Raw genomic sequence first — 17,738 nt, 5'->3', positions numbered from 1 at the left:
TTCCTTAAAATTTTTAGGAATCCCTGTAATCATTTAAGCAAGTTTATTGCTAGCTTGCCTCCCTATCTTATAGCTAAAGATAAAGCGTTGTGAAAAAGAAGGAGGAAAGCTAACGAAAATAAAATAACTCTTATTTAATTTAAAAATTATTAAGGACCTTAAGTATTCTTTTGCTGCCGTCAGGCTCTCTTCCTGCAGTAGCTAGAAAGTTTCTGCCGACTTTAAGAGCCTTGAAAATAGCTGTAAGCTATCTGCAAAGCTATGAATAAAGCTGCTCATATAACAACAACTCTTGCCCAGAGAGTTCTTAACGTACAAGCCCTTTATGCAAATCATGGATCAACAGTAAGTAGTGTACTCATGGCTGTGGAGCTGATTGAATTATCTACAGATTATGGCTCAGTTAAAAGCGGATAAGAAAGGCAAGGTGGGGATGTTTTTTGTCCGAACTATTATGAACTCAACCTCCCGTTAGGTAGGTTAGCTTTATAAGTTTATGGAGAAAGCCGCTAAGGGCTTAGCTGTAACCTTTAAAAAGCCTTTGAATGATGAGGTAGAGTAAATTTTTAAAAAGCTCTTAGCAACTCTAGACGATGGCAGTGGATCCTGACTTATAAAATATTTACGTACAAGAGCTTTTTAGAAAAGCTTTTTAATATAGCTTTTTAGCACTTAAGAAAAATCGAGCGGAGTGGCATGAACAAGTGAATTACTTTTGGGTTTCTCTTTTATAAATAGAATAGAGGATAGGAAAGCTGAGCGGTAAAGTTGCAGAAATTTAAGCCTACCGGGAACCAGCAGTCTAAGAATTTATTAAAGTTACCACTTACTTTACAAATTTCGAGGATCAACCTAGCAAAGCAGGATTTATGGTCAAAAAAGTCGATTTAATAACACCTTATGGCAGCCAATATAGGGTGCTTCATCATTTTACGAAAAAGCTGTATGAAGCCTGGATAAGAGCTGGCTATGAAGCTAGGTTTTTTGAAGATGCTACAGAAGCTTTAAAAGTCATGCTTTTAGATCCACCGGACTTAATCGTAGGATTTAATGGAGTACCTCGTCATGATCAAATACCTTATAGCGATATTCTCAAAAAGCCTTACCTGAGCTTAATTGTCGATCCTTTTTATCATTTTTTAAGCGAAATTTCTTCTCCCTATGTGATTATAGGATGCGATGATTTTTCTAGTGTGACCGCTTTTAAAAATACCAATTTTCATCAGGCGTTCTTTGTTCCTCACGCTGTAGAATCAGATCTAACCACCGATTCTGAGGTTGAAAAAATCTTTGAGGTATCAATGCTTGCCACTTTCATCGATTACGAAGCACGACGAGAGCAATGGCGCCTTAAATACCCTTTACAGGTCTGCGAGGCGATGTATGAAGCGGTAGAGCAAACTTTTTTAAATCCCCAGTTAGCTTTTATTGAAGCTACCCTGGGAAAGGTTCAGTGGGCCTACTATAATCATCCTGAGTTACGTACTGCGGAGGTAGATATCATTAGCCTATTAAAAGATGTAGAACTCTATATTAAAGGAAAAGAGCGAATTGATATCCTTAAAGCTATTCACACAGTGCCTGTACATGTATTTGGCCATAGTGTTGACAAAGTAAATTGGAAAAGTTACTTTAAAAACCAAAGCAATATCATTACTCATGATGCTGTTACCTATGAAAAAAGTATCGAAATTATGAAACAAAGTAAAATCGTACTCAATAGCAGTATCAAAAATAAATTTGGAGCCCATGAGCGTATTTTTACTGCTTTGGCGGCAGGGGCCCTTGTCATTACTAATGAAAATGATTATTTAAAAAATTTCTTTTCCCATGATGTAGATATCGCCTTTTATCAATACCATGGTCTGCTCAATCTTAATCAAATGATCGTGGACTATTTAGCTGACGAAGATCACCGCCAACAGGTAGCAGAAAACGGCAGAGAAATTGTAATGACTTACCATACCTGGGACGCCCGCATTCGGGAGTTTGAAAAGAACCTTTTCCCTAGGATCGAAGCAGGTATGTTAAAAACCTGATAGGATTTGAAAATTTGCTATCATCAAGAAAAAGCAATAGGGAGTTTTCTTTTAACTTTAACACGAAGGAGGAGTTCATGGCTTCTAAATTACAATCTTTTTCTGAATCCGCTGCCTTGCCAGGAGATTATGAAGGGGCGCTTACCTCGAGTTTAAATATACCGTTAGATGAAGTGGTCTTAAGAAATTTTAGCTCTGACTCTATCATTTGTATAACCCTATTAAGTGGTAAAACGATTGAACTGCCTTTGCATTTAAATCTTAAAGAGAGCGGTAAAGCCACGCTTGCTATCCCTGAAAAATACTATAAGCAGTCAGAACTGTGTAAAGAACTTGAGCATTTGCTATCTCATTTATTTAGCAATCAGCGTAGCCTCTTGATGGAAATAGATGTTCAAGCCCATCAAATAATTATTGCCCCTTATCAATTTAAAAAAAACAAATTTAAATTCACCTTTTTTTGCTAGAAAATTAGAGAAATCGTTAGGGTTGCAAAGCTCTTTTTTAGCTTAAGTTAAATGGAAAAAGTGAACGCTTAAAACTTTAATTTTTTATTTAGCGATAATAAGTGCTTTAACTTTTTAAGTTGCTTTATAGGTCGAATAGGAAGCTTACTCATTGCATCGAATGCCTTTTCCTTTTATTAAAAGAGGCATTGGATGCAATAGCAAAAGGTGGGAAAGATGACTCTTTTAGCAATTGCTTATTAAAGGTTAGACAGCTTTAGCTGCAAATAAAAGTGTAGAGGGGCTAACTTAAAATAAAGCTTGGTCTATTGACCAAAATAATTTTATTTCTGAGGAAAGCTTGGCTGGCCTTTCAGTGCCGCCAAAACTATAGAAGAAAAAAATATACCTGCTATTTTAATTAAATTTTAAGTTTTTGAAATATTTAAGTTTTTAACAAATTTTCCTTATTTTTTAGAGCATCTTGAAAGTCTAGAGGTGGATTTATTTAAGGCTTTTTCAAAAGAGTCTGTCTGGCTCCAGATTTCAATTTGCTGGCGTGCGCGGGTAATGGCTGTATAGATGAGCTCCCGACCGAAATGCTCACTACCTTCCGGCAGCAATAGAATCAAATGATTGAATTCACTACCCTGGCTTTTATGTACCGATAAGCAGTAAGCATATTCATAATTAGGTAGCAAAAGAGCAGGTATTTTTTTATCTGCAAAGAGAGCATAGTCCCCTGCTTGCACATGACCTTCTAGTTGGTGAGGCTTTTGTCTGACAAGAAAGCCTACATCCCCATTATATAGATCTCTTGTAGAATCGTTAGTAGTAATGATAATAGGAATAATCATGCGTTGATGAGCTTTAGTCTTCTTTAAAATTTCTTTGTAGAAAAAAGCATTCAATTGATCTACTCCTAAAGGCCCTTTTCGAAGAGGGGAAAGAATGCGGAAATGGTTCATGGAGAGTTCGGAAATATTTGATTCCTCCCATGATAGGTAAGGCTCTACCTTTAACCATAGCTGCTGCTGAATAGAAAAAGCTGGCAGATCTTTGCCCAATCTCGTAAAGTGCAGAGCTTTTCTTGAAGATTGTAAGCGGTGTAAGGCTGCCTGGCTTTCTCCTTTTTTGATCTCCTCGGCTAAGTCAATGATTTCTTTTAACTCTGAGCGTAGACATTTTTTTAGTTCAATGAATTGATGGGGTTTACAAAGGCAGGTCATGTCTGCAAAAAAAGAGCCTGCTTCAATAGGTGGCAATTGATAAGGGTCTCCAAGCATGATAAGGCGAGCACCAGGCTTAAGTGCTTGAAAAAGTAAAGACATCAAACGAATATCAATCATTGAAGATTCATCAATCACTAATAAATCAGCATTAATGAGAGGGGGGGAAGAAGATAGGCTTTTTGATTTAAGGCCGAGTAAAGAGTGAATAGTGGTAGCATTGATGGGTGAGAAACCGACCAGATCACTAACTGCTTTATTTAAGCTTTTCTGTAGCTGCGCGGCAGCTTTTCCAGTAGGGGCAGCTAAAGCAATACGGCAATTATCTTTTTGAGTATTATTCAGGCTATTCCAAAATACCTTAATAAGTAAACCTGCCGTATAAGTTTTACCGGTTCCAGGTCCGCCGCATATAATAGTTAATGATTGGTTTTCTAGTTGAGCAATAGCTTGGGCTTGCTCTGGAAGTAAGCTGTTAGTAGATAAAAGGTGGGTAAGGCTAGCTTGGAGAAGTGCTTTATCAAGCTCAAGCGAAGCTTTTTGGTCTAAAAGGTGATGAAATTCTCGTAAGCAACGATGTTCGTATAGCCAATACTTTTGAAAATAAAAAAGATCATTTAAGCGACATAAAGGAGTTGGAGGAACTGTGTCTTCTGTTTCTGTAATCAGGTGAAGTAAAGAAGGAGGAAGATGGTAGGTACTGCGGCTAATTAATCGTTCTAATTCTTGCCATTCCTCTGCGGAGAAATTATTCTGCTCCTGCACTTCCCATACATCTTGGGGTTTAGGTAAAACTTCGGCATCAGAAACTTTTATACATAAATGACCTGCCCGAGCGGATTGAGAGAGATGAAGAAGGAGCGGCAGGGCATCTACGGAGGCATTATAGCTTTTAATTAAATAATCTGCTAAAGCCCAATCTACCAAGGTGAGTGCTTGATTATTCTTAAGCTTATCTATTAAATGGATGTTTTGTAAAGATGGCATGATTTTTTATTTAAATAAGGGGAAAAGTTTTTATTTCTTATCTAGATGCTCTTAAGATCAGATTTTTAAGACGCCTGTAGGTTTTCCTGTACCGGCATTAAGCCCGCGTAAAAAGATGTAAAAGCATCCTCCAAAAATTTCTTCAAAAGGTCGTTTGTCTACTAGTTTTAGGTAACGCTTTACAGCTTCGCAATAAATATGGGCTTGAAAATAGTAATCATGCTGTTCCATAGCGGCTTTCATCTTTTCAAGGTCATAGGATTCAATGTTAGGACCTAGCCAGTTACTTTTCCAATCAAGAATGTAGTAATGATGATTATGAAAAAATATTAGGTCAATGACTCCTTTAAAAAAACCTGTATGCCATTGAAGCTCTTCCACCAACATTTCTTTTTCACTAGGATAAAGAAATTCTGTCTCACGATAAAGTAAGGAAGGATGTATATCTTTAAGACAAAAATCTTCGTTAATTTTTATGTGTAGGGCTTCATAGGTAATCTCGCAAAGTACTTTTTCCCACGGATGATAATCAGTCTCTTGAATTAATGGATGAATCCAGCTTCTTAAATCGTTAGCAGAAGAAATTTCATTTACAACCGAAAAAGGAATAATTTCTAAAATCTTATGTAGTAGCTTTCCGGTGACATTTCCAGAGGGAAGAGTGTGTGCATTTTTGCAAGGAGCTTGAAAATTATGAGGCACTGCATTAGCGAGGTCTAAAGAGTAAGGATCTCTGCTTGCTAAAGCCTTCTTGTAACGCGTAAGAGATGTAAAAGATTGAATAAAGTTTTTTTCGCCTGGAATCTCCACAAGAGGAGGGGGCACAAGAGGGGGAATGTTTTGACTTTTTAGAGGGGTTACTTCATCAAATGCTTCCTCTAATAGTGAATAGGTAATGGAGGCCTCTGGATAAGCCTTGATAAAATTTTGTAGCTGATAGCCATCACCCTCTTTGATCCGTCTGTAAAGCTCTTGATAACTGCAATTCTTTTGTCCTAAGCGTGCTAAGAAGATATCCATAGGAGAGGCTCCTCCACATTCTATTTCTAAGGGCTTATCACCTACAGCTACAGGTACATACAAGCGGTACTTGGCACGCGTCATAGCTACATAAAGCTGACGCATCTTCTCTGCATCCATCTCTTCGCAATATTTAGTATAGGAGGCAGACTGCTTGTCTAAGCAGGGGACTAGATAATGAGAGGTTCCCTCCTTTTGAGGAATCAGGCGATCTCTTGATTGAGTGCGACCTACCAGTCCATAAGCGAAGACGATATCATATTCTAGACCTTTGCTGCTATGTGTGGTTAAAATAGAAATAGCTTCGCGGCTAGGATCAGTAACTTTTTTAAGGCGTTCTTCATCCTCTACCCCCATGTTTTTATATTCATCCAAGAAAGCAATCAGCCGCTCAGGGCTTGCGGGGTGCTCATTTTGATACTCCATCAGTAAGCAGGCAATTTGAGTAAGCTCATCATAAAATATATCTCCGCCTTCTCTTTTCATAAGCCTTTCAGCTACACTTAAGCTATCCATAGTTCCTGTAGATTGCATAAAACACTGAAAAAAAGTAGAAAAACCTTCTTGAGATAAATGGCGTTTAAACGCATAAAATTCAGCTAAGATACGCTCTAAAAAATTTGGATTTTCTAATTTTTTAATTTCAGTGTAATTCCATCCTAATATAGGGCCTCCTAAGGCAATTTTAACATAGTTTTCATTTCTTGGATTTAATATACTTACTAATAATTCTCTAAGACTCTCCCAAGCAATGGATTCTGTCAACGAGGTTTGCTTTTGTAAATGATAGGGAATATGATGGCGATCAAAATAATAGGCTAAGCGCTGACCTTGAAATCTATCTTTAATTAAAATAGCAAATTGATTGAATTTGAAGCCGTCTAAGTTGTGCAGACGTGTGATTTCTTGCGTCATAAAAGGAAAGAAAAACTTTTCCTCGCATTCTTCTGAAGGGAATCTTTGAGTTGACTTGGAAACGCTAGAGGCTTGAAAGAAATGAATGCTACCCTGCTCGTCTGAAAATCTTCTTTCTTTGATATGAGGAGAAGATTTGACTTCAGAATAATCCAAGTAGGCTTCTTCAGCTAGGGAAGGTAAAGAAAATAATCCAGGGCATGCTTTAAATAAAGTATTCAAAGCTTGTACTAACGAGGGTTGAGAACGATAGTTAGTATCTAAAGAAGCTCGATTTGCAAGGCCTAAAGATTTTCCAGCAGAAAGGTAGGTATAGATATCTGCTTGCCTAAAAGCATAAATAGATTGCTTAGGATCACCGACTAAATAAATTTTGCAGGTAGAATTCTCTAAAAATAATCTATTAAAAATTTTCCATTGCACCGGATCGGTATCTTGAAACTCATCGATAATGGCAGCTTGATAAAGAGAGCGTACTTTACCTGCAAAGGAAGGGGAATTGATGGCTTTAAGCATATGCTTAAGTAAATCATTTTCCTGATGTTTTTCTTCTTCGGAAAGATATTTGTGCATTAGCAGGCGGCAGTAGAAAACTAGGCGGGCAAATATAAATTCATAGCTTTTTGCTTGCTGTACAAGAGGATAGAGCGATTGAGTAAGAATTGGAACTAGCTCAGGGTAATGTAGCGAAGAATTTTTAGGAAGACTAGGGGATTTCTTTTTATTAAGATTATTGGGGGCAAAAAATTCACAAATAAATAATCCTTCTTTAAGTAGGAGATCAAAATCATCAGCATTCCAACTATCTTTCCTAAATAACTCAATAAAAGTATAGATAGAGCTTGTGCTTTTGTTTCTAATGCTTTTATAAAAGCTTATTTGGCGTTCAACATCTTCTTGCATCTTCTCGGGTAGCCATCCTCTTTCTTTTTTTAAAGTTCGCATGATGTTGCAAAACTTTTCTACGTCTGAGGAAAAATCAGAAGTAGCTGCTATCTCACAATCCTTTGTTAAATATTTTAATAAGGCTTCCTGGACTTTTTCTAGACGATTACCATGGGCTTGTAGCACGATCTGCAATTGCACAGGGCTAAAAATGTGGGGCCGTATCTCTGTACGGAAGAAGTCGCGAATCAATTGAAAAACTTCTTGTTTTGTTAAAGATTTTTGTTTAAAGGATCCTTTATGCATGCTAAAATCACTTTCAAATAAAAAGTTGGTCAACATGCGCAGGCAAAAACCGTGGATCGTATAAATTTGAGCTTGATCGAAAGTGGCTAGTGCATGCTCTAAGCGCCTTTTGGCTTTCTCAACTTGGGCATCTCCTTGTTCCATGACAGCCTGTAAATAATCACAGGCTTCCTCCTTAGAGAATTTCTGAAGAAGGGATAAGGAATCTTCTATCTTATTTCTAATTCTAGTCTTTAGCTCGCGAGTAGCTGCTCGTGTAAATGTAACCACTAAAATTTGTTCAAGAAGAGAAGGCTCTTGTACTTCAGGATCTTCTTCAATTAACAAGCGTATTACAATATTTTCGATGGAAAAGGTTTTACCAGTACCTGCTGAGGCTTCAAGTAAATAATGCTGGCGTAAATTTAAACTTCTATGCAGGACATCAAAACTCTTCATACTCTTAAATGCAAAGATCCTTTTTAAGATAGAGGCGAAAACTAATAAAGTAGAGAAATGAAGCATAGCAAAATAGGAGGTTTAATTGGATCTAAAAGATTTGCTTTAGAGGAGTTAAGTGAAAGATTTTTCGTTTTTTCTTTAGTTTTTGCTAAAATGCTAAAGCTGTGTAATCTGAATAATGCCTATCCTTTTTAACTATCTTTTAATCTTCTCCTCTCCTATCACCTTATCCTCTTTTTTCATATTCTTCATGGGCGTTAGGTACATCAATACAAAGGAGAGATAAAAAGCACTAATTAGCATCAATAAAAGGCAAAAAAATAGATGAGTCTTTTTACTTCTTCTTAAAGAAAAATTATTGGAAAATTACCAGAGCTCTTTTAGAAGATACCTTAAAATCCCTCTCTTCCCTTTATCTTTTTGCACCTTATTAAAGCAATCTTAAAGCGGGTAGCTTAAACCACTCTAAAGGGAGAATTAAATCTATTTATCGAGATTAAGTAGATGTTAAGCTAAATTAATAAGACAAAAGAAAATTTTTAAGATAACCTCTAATAGGCTTTGAAATTTGCATGCTCCTCCCTTTGAAAGCTGTTACTTTACTACTAAGTCTCTTTTTATAAAGCAAGCGATTGCATCAGGAGCAAATCCACAAACTATCAATAATGCTAAAGACTAGCCTTAGGTTTTTTATCTCTTTTAGGCAAAAAAAAGAGCATAAAAATAGTTTTTAAAGTTTAGGGCTAGGAATTTAAAAATTAAAAAAACAAATAATTGTAAATTATATTTTTCTAATTAACATTTTAGCCATTTTATTTTAGTAATGCGTTTAATTTTTCATTAATTAAAATCATATTTTCTTCACTTAACTTTAAACAACAATGCCCGCCTTCTTCTACCATTATCTTTTCACTTTGCTTTTCTAAAGATAAGCTCTTCCATTCTTCTTTCTCCTCACTTTCACAATCATCGGGAAGAAATCCATAAGGGATGTATACATGTGCCTCCTCTTCCTCTTCAAAACATATAAAAACTTCCTGACATCTATGCTCTTTAGCAGCAAAAATGATGTATAGAAAAAGCAGCTCTTCTACTAGAGAGTTTTCCTTTTTAAGTTTATGAATTTGTAAAGTATTGATTCCGCACCTGTGAGTTTCGGGATTATACCAATATTCGATGGCACCCAATAATGCTGTGGTATCTAATCCTGAAGTTATTACAATCATTGGATAGGTACAGATGATAGGTGCATTGGAATAATAATCTTTTGCCTCGGAAGGGGTTGCAGGACGGATTAAAAGATTTTTAGCATTTAAAAGAGGCATAATAAAGCTAGAAAAGCAGGGAATATTGTTCCACGTGTTTTTGGAGGATAGGTAATAGTGTTGTTGCAAAAGATTAATTTCCTGGAGCTTAGATAATAAGGTAATTGCTAAAGGGCTGTCGGAAATTTTTATCGATAAAGAAGAGAGGAAAGGCCTTGTAAGCTTTAAAGGCTCTAGGCTCTGTTGAACGGTAGCGTTAATTTTTGAATGATCGGTTGTAGTCTCCTTTAACTGGCTCTTTTTTGAAAGCTCTATATTCGGTAAATTAGGCGGGTGAGAGAATGTAGGAGTTAAAGAATGCGTATTCATATAAAGGTCTATTTTTATTAAATTAATAACGCCCTAATTAGATCGTAGTGTTTTCTATGAGATATTTTTAAGTATCTATAGGTATCTAGAGAATACTTAAAGCAACAAACTAACAAAAAATTGTAGCTGGCTTAATAATTTTAAATAAGTATTTTTTTTATTCTTCTGGAGAAATCCATTCCTGATAGGGTCTAGAGAATAGAGAATGGGCTTTTGGTTGCCAATTTTCAATCATATTAGCTGCATTTAAGGGGTATGGGCGGCAAACCCATTGAAGATATTTATTATAGATAGGGTTAAAGCTATCATTCAAAGATTGATGCATAGAGGCTTGGACTCTCTGATGATCGTGAAATACTAAATCGTATAGCCATTCTTGTGTCAGAGGAGATACATTATGTAGACTTTCAAAGTAATATTCTAAAATATGTTCTAGCTCTGAAAAAGCATGGGGAGAATAAGCTTTTTTAATTTTGCCGCTTTTTGAGCATAATAGCTGTTTTTCCAAAGGAAGGGAATAATGATCGATAAGGCAGCTAAGAATAACAAATTCTCCCCAGGGCTTAAGGATATCATTTTTGTTGCCGCTAATGTTGGCAATTAACCCCTGCTCAGAAACTTCACTTAAACTCCCCACAATTTTTATACGTACTCGATCTTTATAATAAATTTCTAGAGGAGGAAGCTTCCACCCTTTCTCGTCCTGGACAGGAAAATGATAGCGTTCATGCAAGGTTATCTCAAAAATTTTGCTCACATCAACGTTAAGCTTGGAAAGAGTTTCGTGGTATTTAGCGATTGTGCTATGGATATAAGAAAGGGCTACTTGCTTGAAAAGGCCTAAAGGAAATTTTCCTTGTCTTTCCGCCTGGATGATCGCCTCATTAACACTGTTTTTTAAAGAAGCTTTTTTAAAATCTAACATTTGCAAATGATTGACCACAAAAGACTCTTCTGTTTGCAAACAATGATCTTCTTCTCTTAAAAACATTCCCAAGTTTTTGTTAAAAAAGCTTTTAATAGGATTTTGGAGAGCAGTTTTGAGATGATGTATTTCTAGGACAATTTCAGGAAAATTAAACTCTACTTTCATTTGCGGAGTAAAATCGTGAAGAAACTGATGACGACCCTTTTTGTCAGCAAGATAATAACTTGAGGCTAATTGATAATCATAATAAGAGTAGTTGGGAAGGTGCGTTTCTGGAGAGAAGTATTGGTAATCAAAGGAGCGGTAAGGATGGGTGTAAGTAAGGGTAGGCGAGACTTTACCTTTTGCATGCACAAAAGCTTGATCTATATAATGGAGAAGTTCGATCACTACAAGAGAAGGAGCCTGATCTTTTCCTTCGTCTCCTGTGTAATGCGTATAACTTAAAATAAAATAATTTCTGGCAGATAACAGCGCTTCTAAAAATAGATAACGGTCATAATCATTGCGGGTAGGGCAGTAGTCGCAGGTCTTGCTTTCTTTCATTAAATTTAAAGAGGAGCTATTTTCATTACGTGGAAACACGCTTTCATTCATACCTATTAAAGCAATAACCTTAGCAGGTAAAGAACGCATAGGTAACATTGAACAAAATTTAACAGTTTGCAGATGATTTTCTTGAAAAGTAAAATGCCGGTGATTTAGGTAAGTCTCTAAATGCTTTTTTAAAGCATCAAAGCAGACTTTATGATCAGGAAGCCAACAGGCTGCTTGGGTAAAGGCTTCTAATTGATTAAATAAATCCTCGTTTTCTTCCTCTTCTGTGTCGTTGTCCACAAGATAAGTATAGATAAGGCGTTGTAACTCTAAAATCCATTCCTGATAACTTTTTTTTGTACCATCGACCAAGCTTTTTAAGTCTTTTTTTAAAGCTCGCATGAGAGCGATCCATTTTCCTAACAAGATTGCTTGGCTAGTTTCCACATGATTAGGGCGAATCAAAGCTGTAGAATCTTTAGGCAGCTGATCCATAGCTAAACCTAAGAGTAAGCAAGCAAACCCCCCTTCCCAAGTCCCTTTGAGGGTATCTTCAACCATGTTTTGGCAATGCCTTTGCTGGAGAAGCTCATTACGATGAAGTGCATCTCCCCCCCAGTGGATCCCTACATCTTCCAACCAGGTGCGTATTTGCAAAACTTCCTCAGCAGAGATTTGGTGCTTTTTTTGAAAGGTCGAGAAATTGAATAAATATAAAATGTCTTCGGCATCCCAGCGGCCCGAAGGAAGACTAAGCAGATGCCAAAACTGTTTAGTAAGCGAATCTTCAGCAAGTGCATGCATGTCGAGTAGTTGGTAATCTAATCGAGGATTTTGGGCGCCGAAAACTTGTCGAATATAAGGAGCATAGACAGTGATATCAGGGGCCATCACGATAATATCAGAGGCCTCTATATCCCCTTCTTTTTTAATAAGTTCTAAAAGGTTGTTATAAAGAATTTGAATTTCTCGTTGTCTTGTGGGAGCGCAATGAAGTTGAATAGAAGTATCGTTAGAAATAAGGATTTTTTTGGCATTTTCTGGATTACGCATGAACAGTAAATCAGCTTGAATATAATCTAAAAGATGGGGGGCATGCTTATTTGCTTCCCAGATTAAATTATCATCGAGGTAATCAGAATAAATCTCTTCCATCTGCAGACACTGAGGCAGAGCATACTGAGCATAAGTTTCCTGCTCCTTTTGTTCTAGTAACTCAGACATTTTACGTCCTAGCTTGCCCCAATTGGCTAACAAAAAGTTTTTATCGCGTAAGTAGTTTTCTAGCTCTTGCTGCTCAGAGGAAAGAACCTTTTGCTTTTTCCAAAATTGCTGTATTTTTTTTGCTTCTTTTTCAGATAAAATATCGCTCCAAAATATAGAGCAGGGAGATAGTAAATAGTAATTAACAGAATATTGCTCGGCTATTTTTTCAAAGAGTAAATAATCACTATTAGCCATAAAGCTAATTGAAAAAAGATGAACTTGGAATTCGATGAAGGAATCGTTAGCCAGAATAGGCTCGTGATAAGAACAACTCCAGTTGTTATCCTGGGAGGAAAAGAGTGACTGCCAGAGATCTTGCTGCCATCCTTGCTCATCAGAGTTCCATTTGTTGACCATTGCTTTCCCATATTTTCCATAGTCCATGAAAAGCTGAGCTACAGTTTCTGCTAATAGGGCTAAACGTTTTGCACTGCGTTTAGAGAATAGAAGAGAGGGGCCGGAGCTAACATTAACTTTCAAGTAATCGAATAAAGGATACCAATTCCTTCGTTGAGCTGGAGAAAGAGTATTCCAAGCAAAAGCCATTTTATGAATGTGAGCTTCAATGGCTAAAGTTAATTCCAATTCATTAGGATAATAGAAAGAATTTTTTTGTGAAGAAAAATAATTAGAAAGCTTTTTTAGAGCCTCCTCCAAATAGATTATTTCTAGACCAGCGGCAATTTCTAACTCCGGATCTTTAGCCAATTGCAAAATCAGCCAAGATTTAATGGCCAGTGTAGGAACGATGATAACGCGTCGTGCAAAGGGAGAGGATCTGCCAAAAAGGCCTTGTTTAAGATGATCATAAAGAATTTCAATACGATTGCTATAAAAAGTTTTAATCATAAGTGCTTACTCTACCAACAGCTTAAACTATCTAGTCGTTAAGTAACCACTGTAATAGCAAGCAACAAAATTGTGAAGAAAATATATTGCTTAAGCCCTAGTTCTAGGGAAAAAAAGAAGGAAGCTAGGCTTTAAAAGATAGCTAGAGATTGAGTGTAGAAGCTAGAAAATGTCTATTTAGACATTAAGTTAAAAGTTATACGCTTTTGAGCAGCAGCTTAGGTAATTGCAATCTTGGATCTTCTTAAGGTAAAGCGGTAGCGAGTGGAAAGCCAATCGTCTCTTAAAAAACTTTAGGCGTATTTTTTTTAAATCGTATAAGTGAGCTTAAATTAATATCATTTATAAGAAAAGCTACTTTATCTTCAAGCTTTATGGCTGCAAATCTATTGTGTTTTTTCTCTTGAGCTTTGAGCCTTAAGGGAGCCTAAGATCAAAAGGAATCTTTTCGCACCGCGTACCCTATAAGGTTGGTAGCTCGCCTAAAGGATTTTCGCCTTTAAAGTCTAAATCTAGAAACTTTTTCCTCTCATCCCTTATATAATACCAATCCTATTTTTTTGCTTGAGTCTTAAGAGTTCACTGCCCATACTGTAAAAATTGTTAAATAATATATAAGTTTAATATGTTAACTTCTCTTATTCGCAAATATTCTTCATTTACCTATTTAAATGTCACTCAATTTTTGGGGGCGCTTAATGATAATATTTATAAGCTATTGATTGTTTACTTCTTAATTGATCAAGAAGGGATTGAAAATGGACATAAAATTTTAGCTTTAACAGGAGCTATATTTGTACTGCCCTTTCTGCTATTTTCTGCCTTTTCAGGCGTATTAGCTGATCGCTGTAGTAAAAGAAATATTATCGCTTTCACTAAAATTTTAGAATTAATGGTTATGATGCTAGGTATCTTAGCTTTTTGGTATGAAAGCCGCTGGGGATCTTATCTTATTCTTTTTCTGATGGCTGCTCAAACTGCTTTATTCGGTCCCTCCAAATATGGAATTTTACCAGAATTAGTGCCGCATGATAAGATTTCTAAATCCAATGGGTTGATGGCCTCTTTTACTTTTTTGGCTATTATATCGGGTACGTTTTTTGCCTCTTTCCTAGTAGATATCACGGGAAGAAATTTCATTGTAGCGGCTATATTTTGCACGGTTATTGCTTTAGTAGGGGTGATTTCAAGCTTTTGTATTGAGTATACTCCTCCAGCAGGCTCTTTGAAGAAATACGATGCTCGATTCCTCTATGACATTTATAGCAACTTAAAGCTTGCTAGTTTGCATCCTTCCTTATTAATGGCAGTATGCGGCTCGGCTTTTTTTCTATTCTTAGGTGCTTTTGTTCAACTCAACATGATCCCCTTTGCCACCCAATCTCTCCATCTGACTGATATTCAAGGCGGCTATCTATTCCTTTTAACAGCATTAGGAATTGGCACGGGATCAGTAGTGGCTGGAAAGATATCTGGTAAAATGGTGGAATTAGGGCTAGTTCCTATTGCAGCCTTGGGAGTAGCTATTTGTTGTTTTATGATTGACTTGTTTTCTCACAATCTAGTGATGGTTATGGGTCTAGTGATTCTAGTAGGTTTTTTTGGAGGAATATATGAGATACCTTTAGATTCTTATGTGCAAGTTGCCAGCCCTAAGAAAAATAGAGGACAAATTGTGGCGGCCACCAACTTTTTAAGTTATATAGGCGTGCTGTGTGCTTCAATTATGTTATATTTGACAGAAGAAATGTTAAAATATAGTCCTGATAAAAGCTTTAGCATCATTGGAACCATTACCTTATTTATTACAGTGCTAATTGGCTATCAGTACTTCGATTACTTAGCGCGCTTTATTGGAATGATTCTTTCACGTTTGCATTTCCAAGTAAATTATTATGGTCTAGAAAACATTCCTGAGACTCCTACCATTTATGTTTGTTCTCATACCGCCTGGAATGACACCTTGCTGATGCTAGGCGCGCAGCGCAGGCGATTGCGTTTCTTTATTGAGCAAGAACAAGGGCATAGCAGTAAGTTTATGCGCCGGCTTTATCGTTTATTACGTGTCGTTTTTATCCCTGACATAGAGCCTTTAGAGAGAAATACAGCATGCTTAATGGCAATAAAAAAGACGCTGGACAAGGGAATCTCAGTATGTATTTTTGTAGAAAATGAAGCTATTGAAGAAGAGATCGAGAAGTTAAATCATTCTTATAGCTTTAGGAAAATTCTAGATGAAACCTATTATTCTATTGTTCCCGTCATTATTTCTAAAGGGATGAAAGATAAAAAGGCCCGTTGGTTTGTCTGGCTGATGGAAAAGTTTCGTGTTCCTGCTTCCATCGCTTTTAATACTAAAATACCAGGGGAACAGCCCATACCTGACGATTTTGAAGATGAACTTTGTTTAGTTACAGACTAAAATATATTAGTAGTAGTGGTCTTTAGACAGGTTTTGCAAGATTAATTCAAAATTCTATCTTTTTAAGTTTTATTCGATGCCCTATCAATCATTCTTTTCCACATTTTAATTCAAATTTTAGGTTGTTTGGCATGATTTAAAGCGGTTTATGCTCTAATTAATAGCTGCTAACATAATAAGAGCTTTTAGTCCAAAGCGAAGTGCGGCAGAAGCTAGACAAAATGCTACTTATACGCTTGATTACTTGAGAAAATTGCTAGGTAAAGTATTTGTCAAATAATTTTGATAAAAGCCTCCTGACTAGATTGTAGGCCGGTTGCATTTTTTACATCATGTTTGAGGCTGGCGACGTTAAAAAAATGGTTCTGGGAATAAGTGATTATTTTTTTTGCTGGAGCAAAGAGGCTGAATCGGCGGTTAGCTGGTACACACACACACCTGGTGATAAGGATATGAATTCGTTTGACTTGCTTTTTTAATTTTTTTATATTGCCTTTTAAAATAAAAATGCTGAAAAACCGTCACTACCCAAGGAGATAAAATGCATTCTATCTCTTCAGTCTCTATTGAAAGCTTGCCCAATGAATTGCTGTTCCCTATCTTAGAGGCTTGCGTAGCTCCTCCCTTATTTAGCGTCTGTAAAAGATGGAGCCACCTGTTAGCTACTGAAGTCATGCCTTCCCTTTATAAGCAAATAGGTAAAGTGCATGTTCCTCAAGGAAATGTTAAGGAGCAGGCTCTTATTGTAGATAGGATTTATAAGCTAGAAGATAGACCTTCAGAAATAGAAAAAGTCAAGGCAATCTTTAGGCAAGCCTTTGCTCTATCTAAATCTCTTGCTCCCGTAGAGTTAGAATTTAAATGGAAAACCCAGGAAAAGAGATATTATACGCTAGCTAATTATTCCTCTTATCTTATAAATATTAATCGCCTGCTAATGTGGAAAACACTGCCTGGTGGAACGGAATACTTAAGTCAAGAAAAAATCAAGTATTTACCTTTAGAAAAACAAGGGGAGCTTTTTAGAGATTGGATTGAAGAAAATTGTAAAAATACTACGGCTCTAGATTTATCTAGATTAGGCTTGACTTATTTACCCCCAGAAATATGCCAGTTATCTAAGCTGCAAGAGCTTGATTTAAGCCAAAACCAACTCACCAGCCTTCCTGCAGAAATCGGGCAATTGTCTCAGCTGCAAGGGCTTTACTTAAACCAAAACCAGCTCACCACTCTGCCTGCAGAAATCGGGCAATTGTCTCATCTGCTACATCTTTACTTAAATCAAAACCAGCTCACCAGCCTGCCTGCAGAAATCGGGCAATTGTCTCAGCTGCAATGGCTTAATTTAAGCCAAAACCAGCTTACCTGCCTGCCTGCAGGAATCGGGCATTTGTCTCAGCTGCAAGAACTTGACTTAAATCGAAACCAGCTCACCAGCCCTCCTGCAGAGATAGGTCAGCTGTCTCAGCTGCGGGTGCTTTACTTAAATCAAAATCAGCTCACCTGTCTGCCTAAAGAAATTGGGCAATTGTCTCATCTGCAAGGGCTTGGATTGAATCAAAACCAGCTTGCCAGTCTGCCTGAAGAAATCGGACAGCTGTCTGAGCTGGAATGGCTTTACTTAAATCAAAACCAACTCACCAACCTTCCTACAGAGATAGGGCAGCTGTCTCGGCTGCACAGGCTTGACTTAAATCAAGGCCAGCTCACCAGCCTTCCTGTAGAAATCGGGCAGTTGTCTCAACTGCAAGAACTTGACTTAAATCAAAACCAGCTCACCAGCCTGCCTGCAGAAATCGGGCGATTGTCTCGGCTGCAAAGGCTTTACTTAAAT

9 protein-coding genes are annotated in these 17,738 nt (G+C 36.9%); 5 read left to right on the top strand and 4 right to left on the bottom strand.

The features are described 5' to 3' along the window. Window positions 1-261 precede the first annotated feature (261 nt). The 3 genes from NEOC95_RS07235 (at window position 262) to NEOC95_RS07225 (ending at window position 2,506) form a co-directional block, all read left to right on the top strand. The gene (locus NEOC95_RS07235) at window positions 262-417 is read left to right on the top strand and encodes a hypothetical protein (protein WP_213152337.1); all 156 of its coding nucleotides are present in this window, start codon (window positions 262-264) and stop codon (window positions 415-417) included. Between the two features lie 452 nt (window positions 418-869). Then, window positions 870-2,039, top strand: a complete 1,170-nt coding sequence (locus NEOC95_RS07230; RefSeq protein ID WP_213152336.1) for a glycosyltransferase family protein — start codon at window positions 870-872, stop codon at window positions 2,037-2,039. 77 nt (window positions 2,040-2,116) lie between these two features. Beyond that, on the top strand, window positions 2,117-2,506 hold the full coding sequence (locus NEOC95_RS07225; protein WP_213152335.1) for a hypothetical protein: 390 nt from the start codon (window positions 2,117-2,119) through the stop codon (window positions 2,504-2,506). A gap of 446 nt (window positions 2,507-2,952) precedes the next feature. Here NEOC95_RS07225 and recD read toward each other — a convergent pair whose 3' ends face one another. The 4 genes from recD to NEOC95_RS07205 all read right to left on the bottom strand — a co-directional run bounded on the left by recD (window position 2,953) and on the right by NEOC95_RS07205 (window position 13,482). Then, a complete protein-coding gene (recD, locus tag NEOC95_RS07220; RefSeq protein WP_213152334.1) occupies window positions 2,953-4,701 on the bottom strand; it encodes an exodeoxyribonuclease V subunit alpha in 1,749 nt (582 codons plus the stop codon). A gap of 57 nt (window positions 4,702-4,758) precedes the next feature. Continuing rightward, window positions 4,759-8,265 carry a UvrD-helicase domain-containing protein gene (locus tag NEOC95_RS07215; protein WP_213152333.1) on the bottom strand — a complete coding sequence of 1,169 codons (3,507 nt, stop codon included), beginning with the start codon at window positions 8,263-8,265 and terminating at the stop codon, window positions 4,759-4,761. Between the two features lie 815 nt (window positions 8,266-9,080). After that, the gene (locus NEOC95_RS07210; protein WP_213152332.1) at window positions 9,081-9,902 is read right to left on the bottom strand and encodes a hypothetical protein; all 822 of its coding nucleotides are present in this window, start codon (window positions 9,900-9,902) and stop codon (window positions 9,081-9,083) included. Window positions 9,903-10,059: 157 nt separating this feature from the next. Beyond that, window positions 10,060-13,482: an exodeoxyribonuclease V subunit gamma gene (locus NEOC95_RS07205; protein WP_213152331.1), complete on the bottom strand. Its 3,423-nt coding sequence runs from the start codon at window positions 13,480-13,482 to the stop codon at window positions 10,060-10,062. Between the two features lie 625 nt (window positions 13,483-14,107). Here NEOC95_RS07205 and NEOC95_RS07200 point away from each other — a divergent pair. Both NEOC95_RS07200 and NEOC95_RS07195 read left to right on the top strand, forming a co-directional pair. Beyond that, the gene (locus NEOC95_RS07200) at window positions 14,108-15,904 is read left to right on the top strand and encodes an MFS transporter (protein ID WP_213152330.1); all 1,797 of its coding nucleotides are present in this window, start codon (window positions 14,108-14,110) and stop codon (window positions 15,902-15,904) included. A gap of 541 nt (window positions 15,905-16,445) precedes the next feature. Further along, window positions 16,446-17,738, top strand: a 1,293-nt coding sequence (locus tag NEOC95_RS07195) for a leucine-rich repeat domain-containing protein (RefSeq protein WP_213152329.1), incomplete at its 3' end; no start/stop codon positions are given.

It is taken from the genome of Neochlamydia sp. AcF95 (genome assembly GCF_018342455.1).
Taxonomy (GTDB): Bacteria; Chlamydiota; Chlamydiia; order Chlamydiales; family Parachlamydiaceae; genus Neochlamydia.
Note: the sequence above shows the minus strand (reverse complement) of the source record. Positions and strands in the feature narration are given on the sequence as shown.

Bases quoted from the DNA above. Each gene is read 5' to 3' on its own strand.
- NEOC95_RS07205 (WP_213152331.1), bottom strand. From the start codon at position 13,482: ATGATTAAAACTTTTTATAGCAATCGTATTGAAATTCTTTATGATCAT.
- NEOC95_RS07230 (WP_213152336.1), top strand. From the start codon at position 870: ATGGTCAAAAAAGTCGATTTAATAACACCTTATGGCAGCCAATATAGG.
- recD (WP_213152334.1), bottom strand. From the start codon at position 4,701: ATGCCATCTTTACAAAACATCCATTTAATAGATAAGCTTAAGAATAAT.
- NEOC95_RS07215 (WP_213152333.1), bottom strand. From the start codon at position 8,265: ATGAAGAGTTTTGATGTCCTGCATAGAAGTTTAAATTTACGCCAGCAT.
- NEOC95_RS07225 (WP_213152335.1), top strand. From the start codon at position 2,117: ATGGCTTCTAAATTACAATCTTTTTCTGAATCCGCTGCCTTGCCAGGA.
- NEOC95_RS07210 (WP_213152332.1), bottom strand. From the start codon at position 9,902: ATGAATACGCATTCTTTAACTCCTACATTCTCTCACCCGCCTAATTTA.
- NEOC95_RS07235 (WP_213152337.1), top strand. From the start codon at position 262: ATGAATAAAGCTGCTCATATAACAACAACTCTTGCCCAGAGAGTTCTT.
- NEOC95_RS07200 (WP_213152330.1), top strand. From the start codon at position 14,108: ATGTTAACTTCTCTTATTCGCAAATATTCTTCATTTACCTATTTAAAT.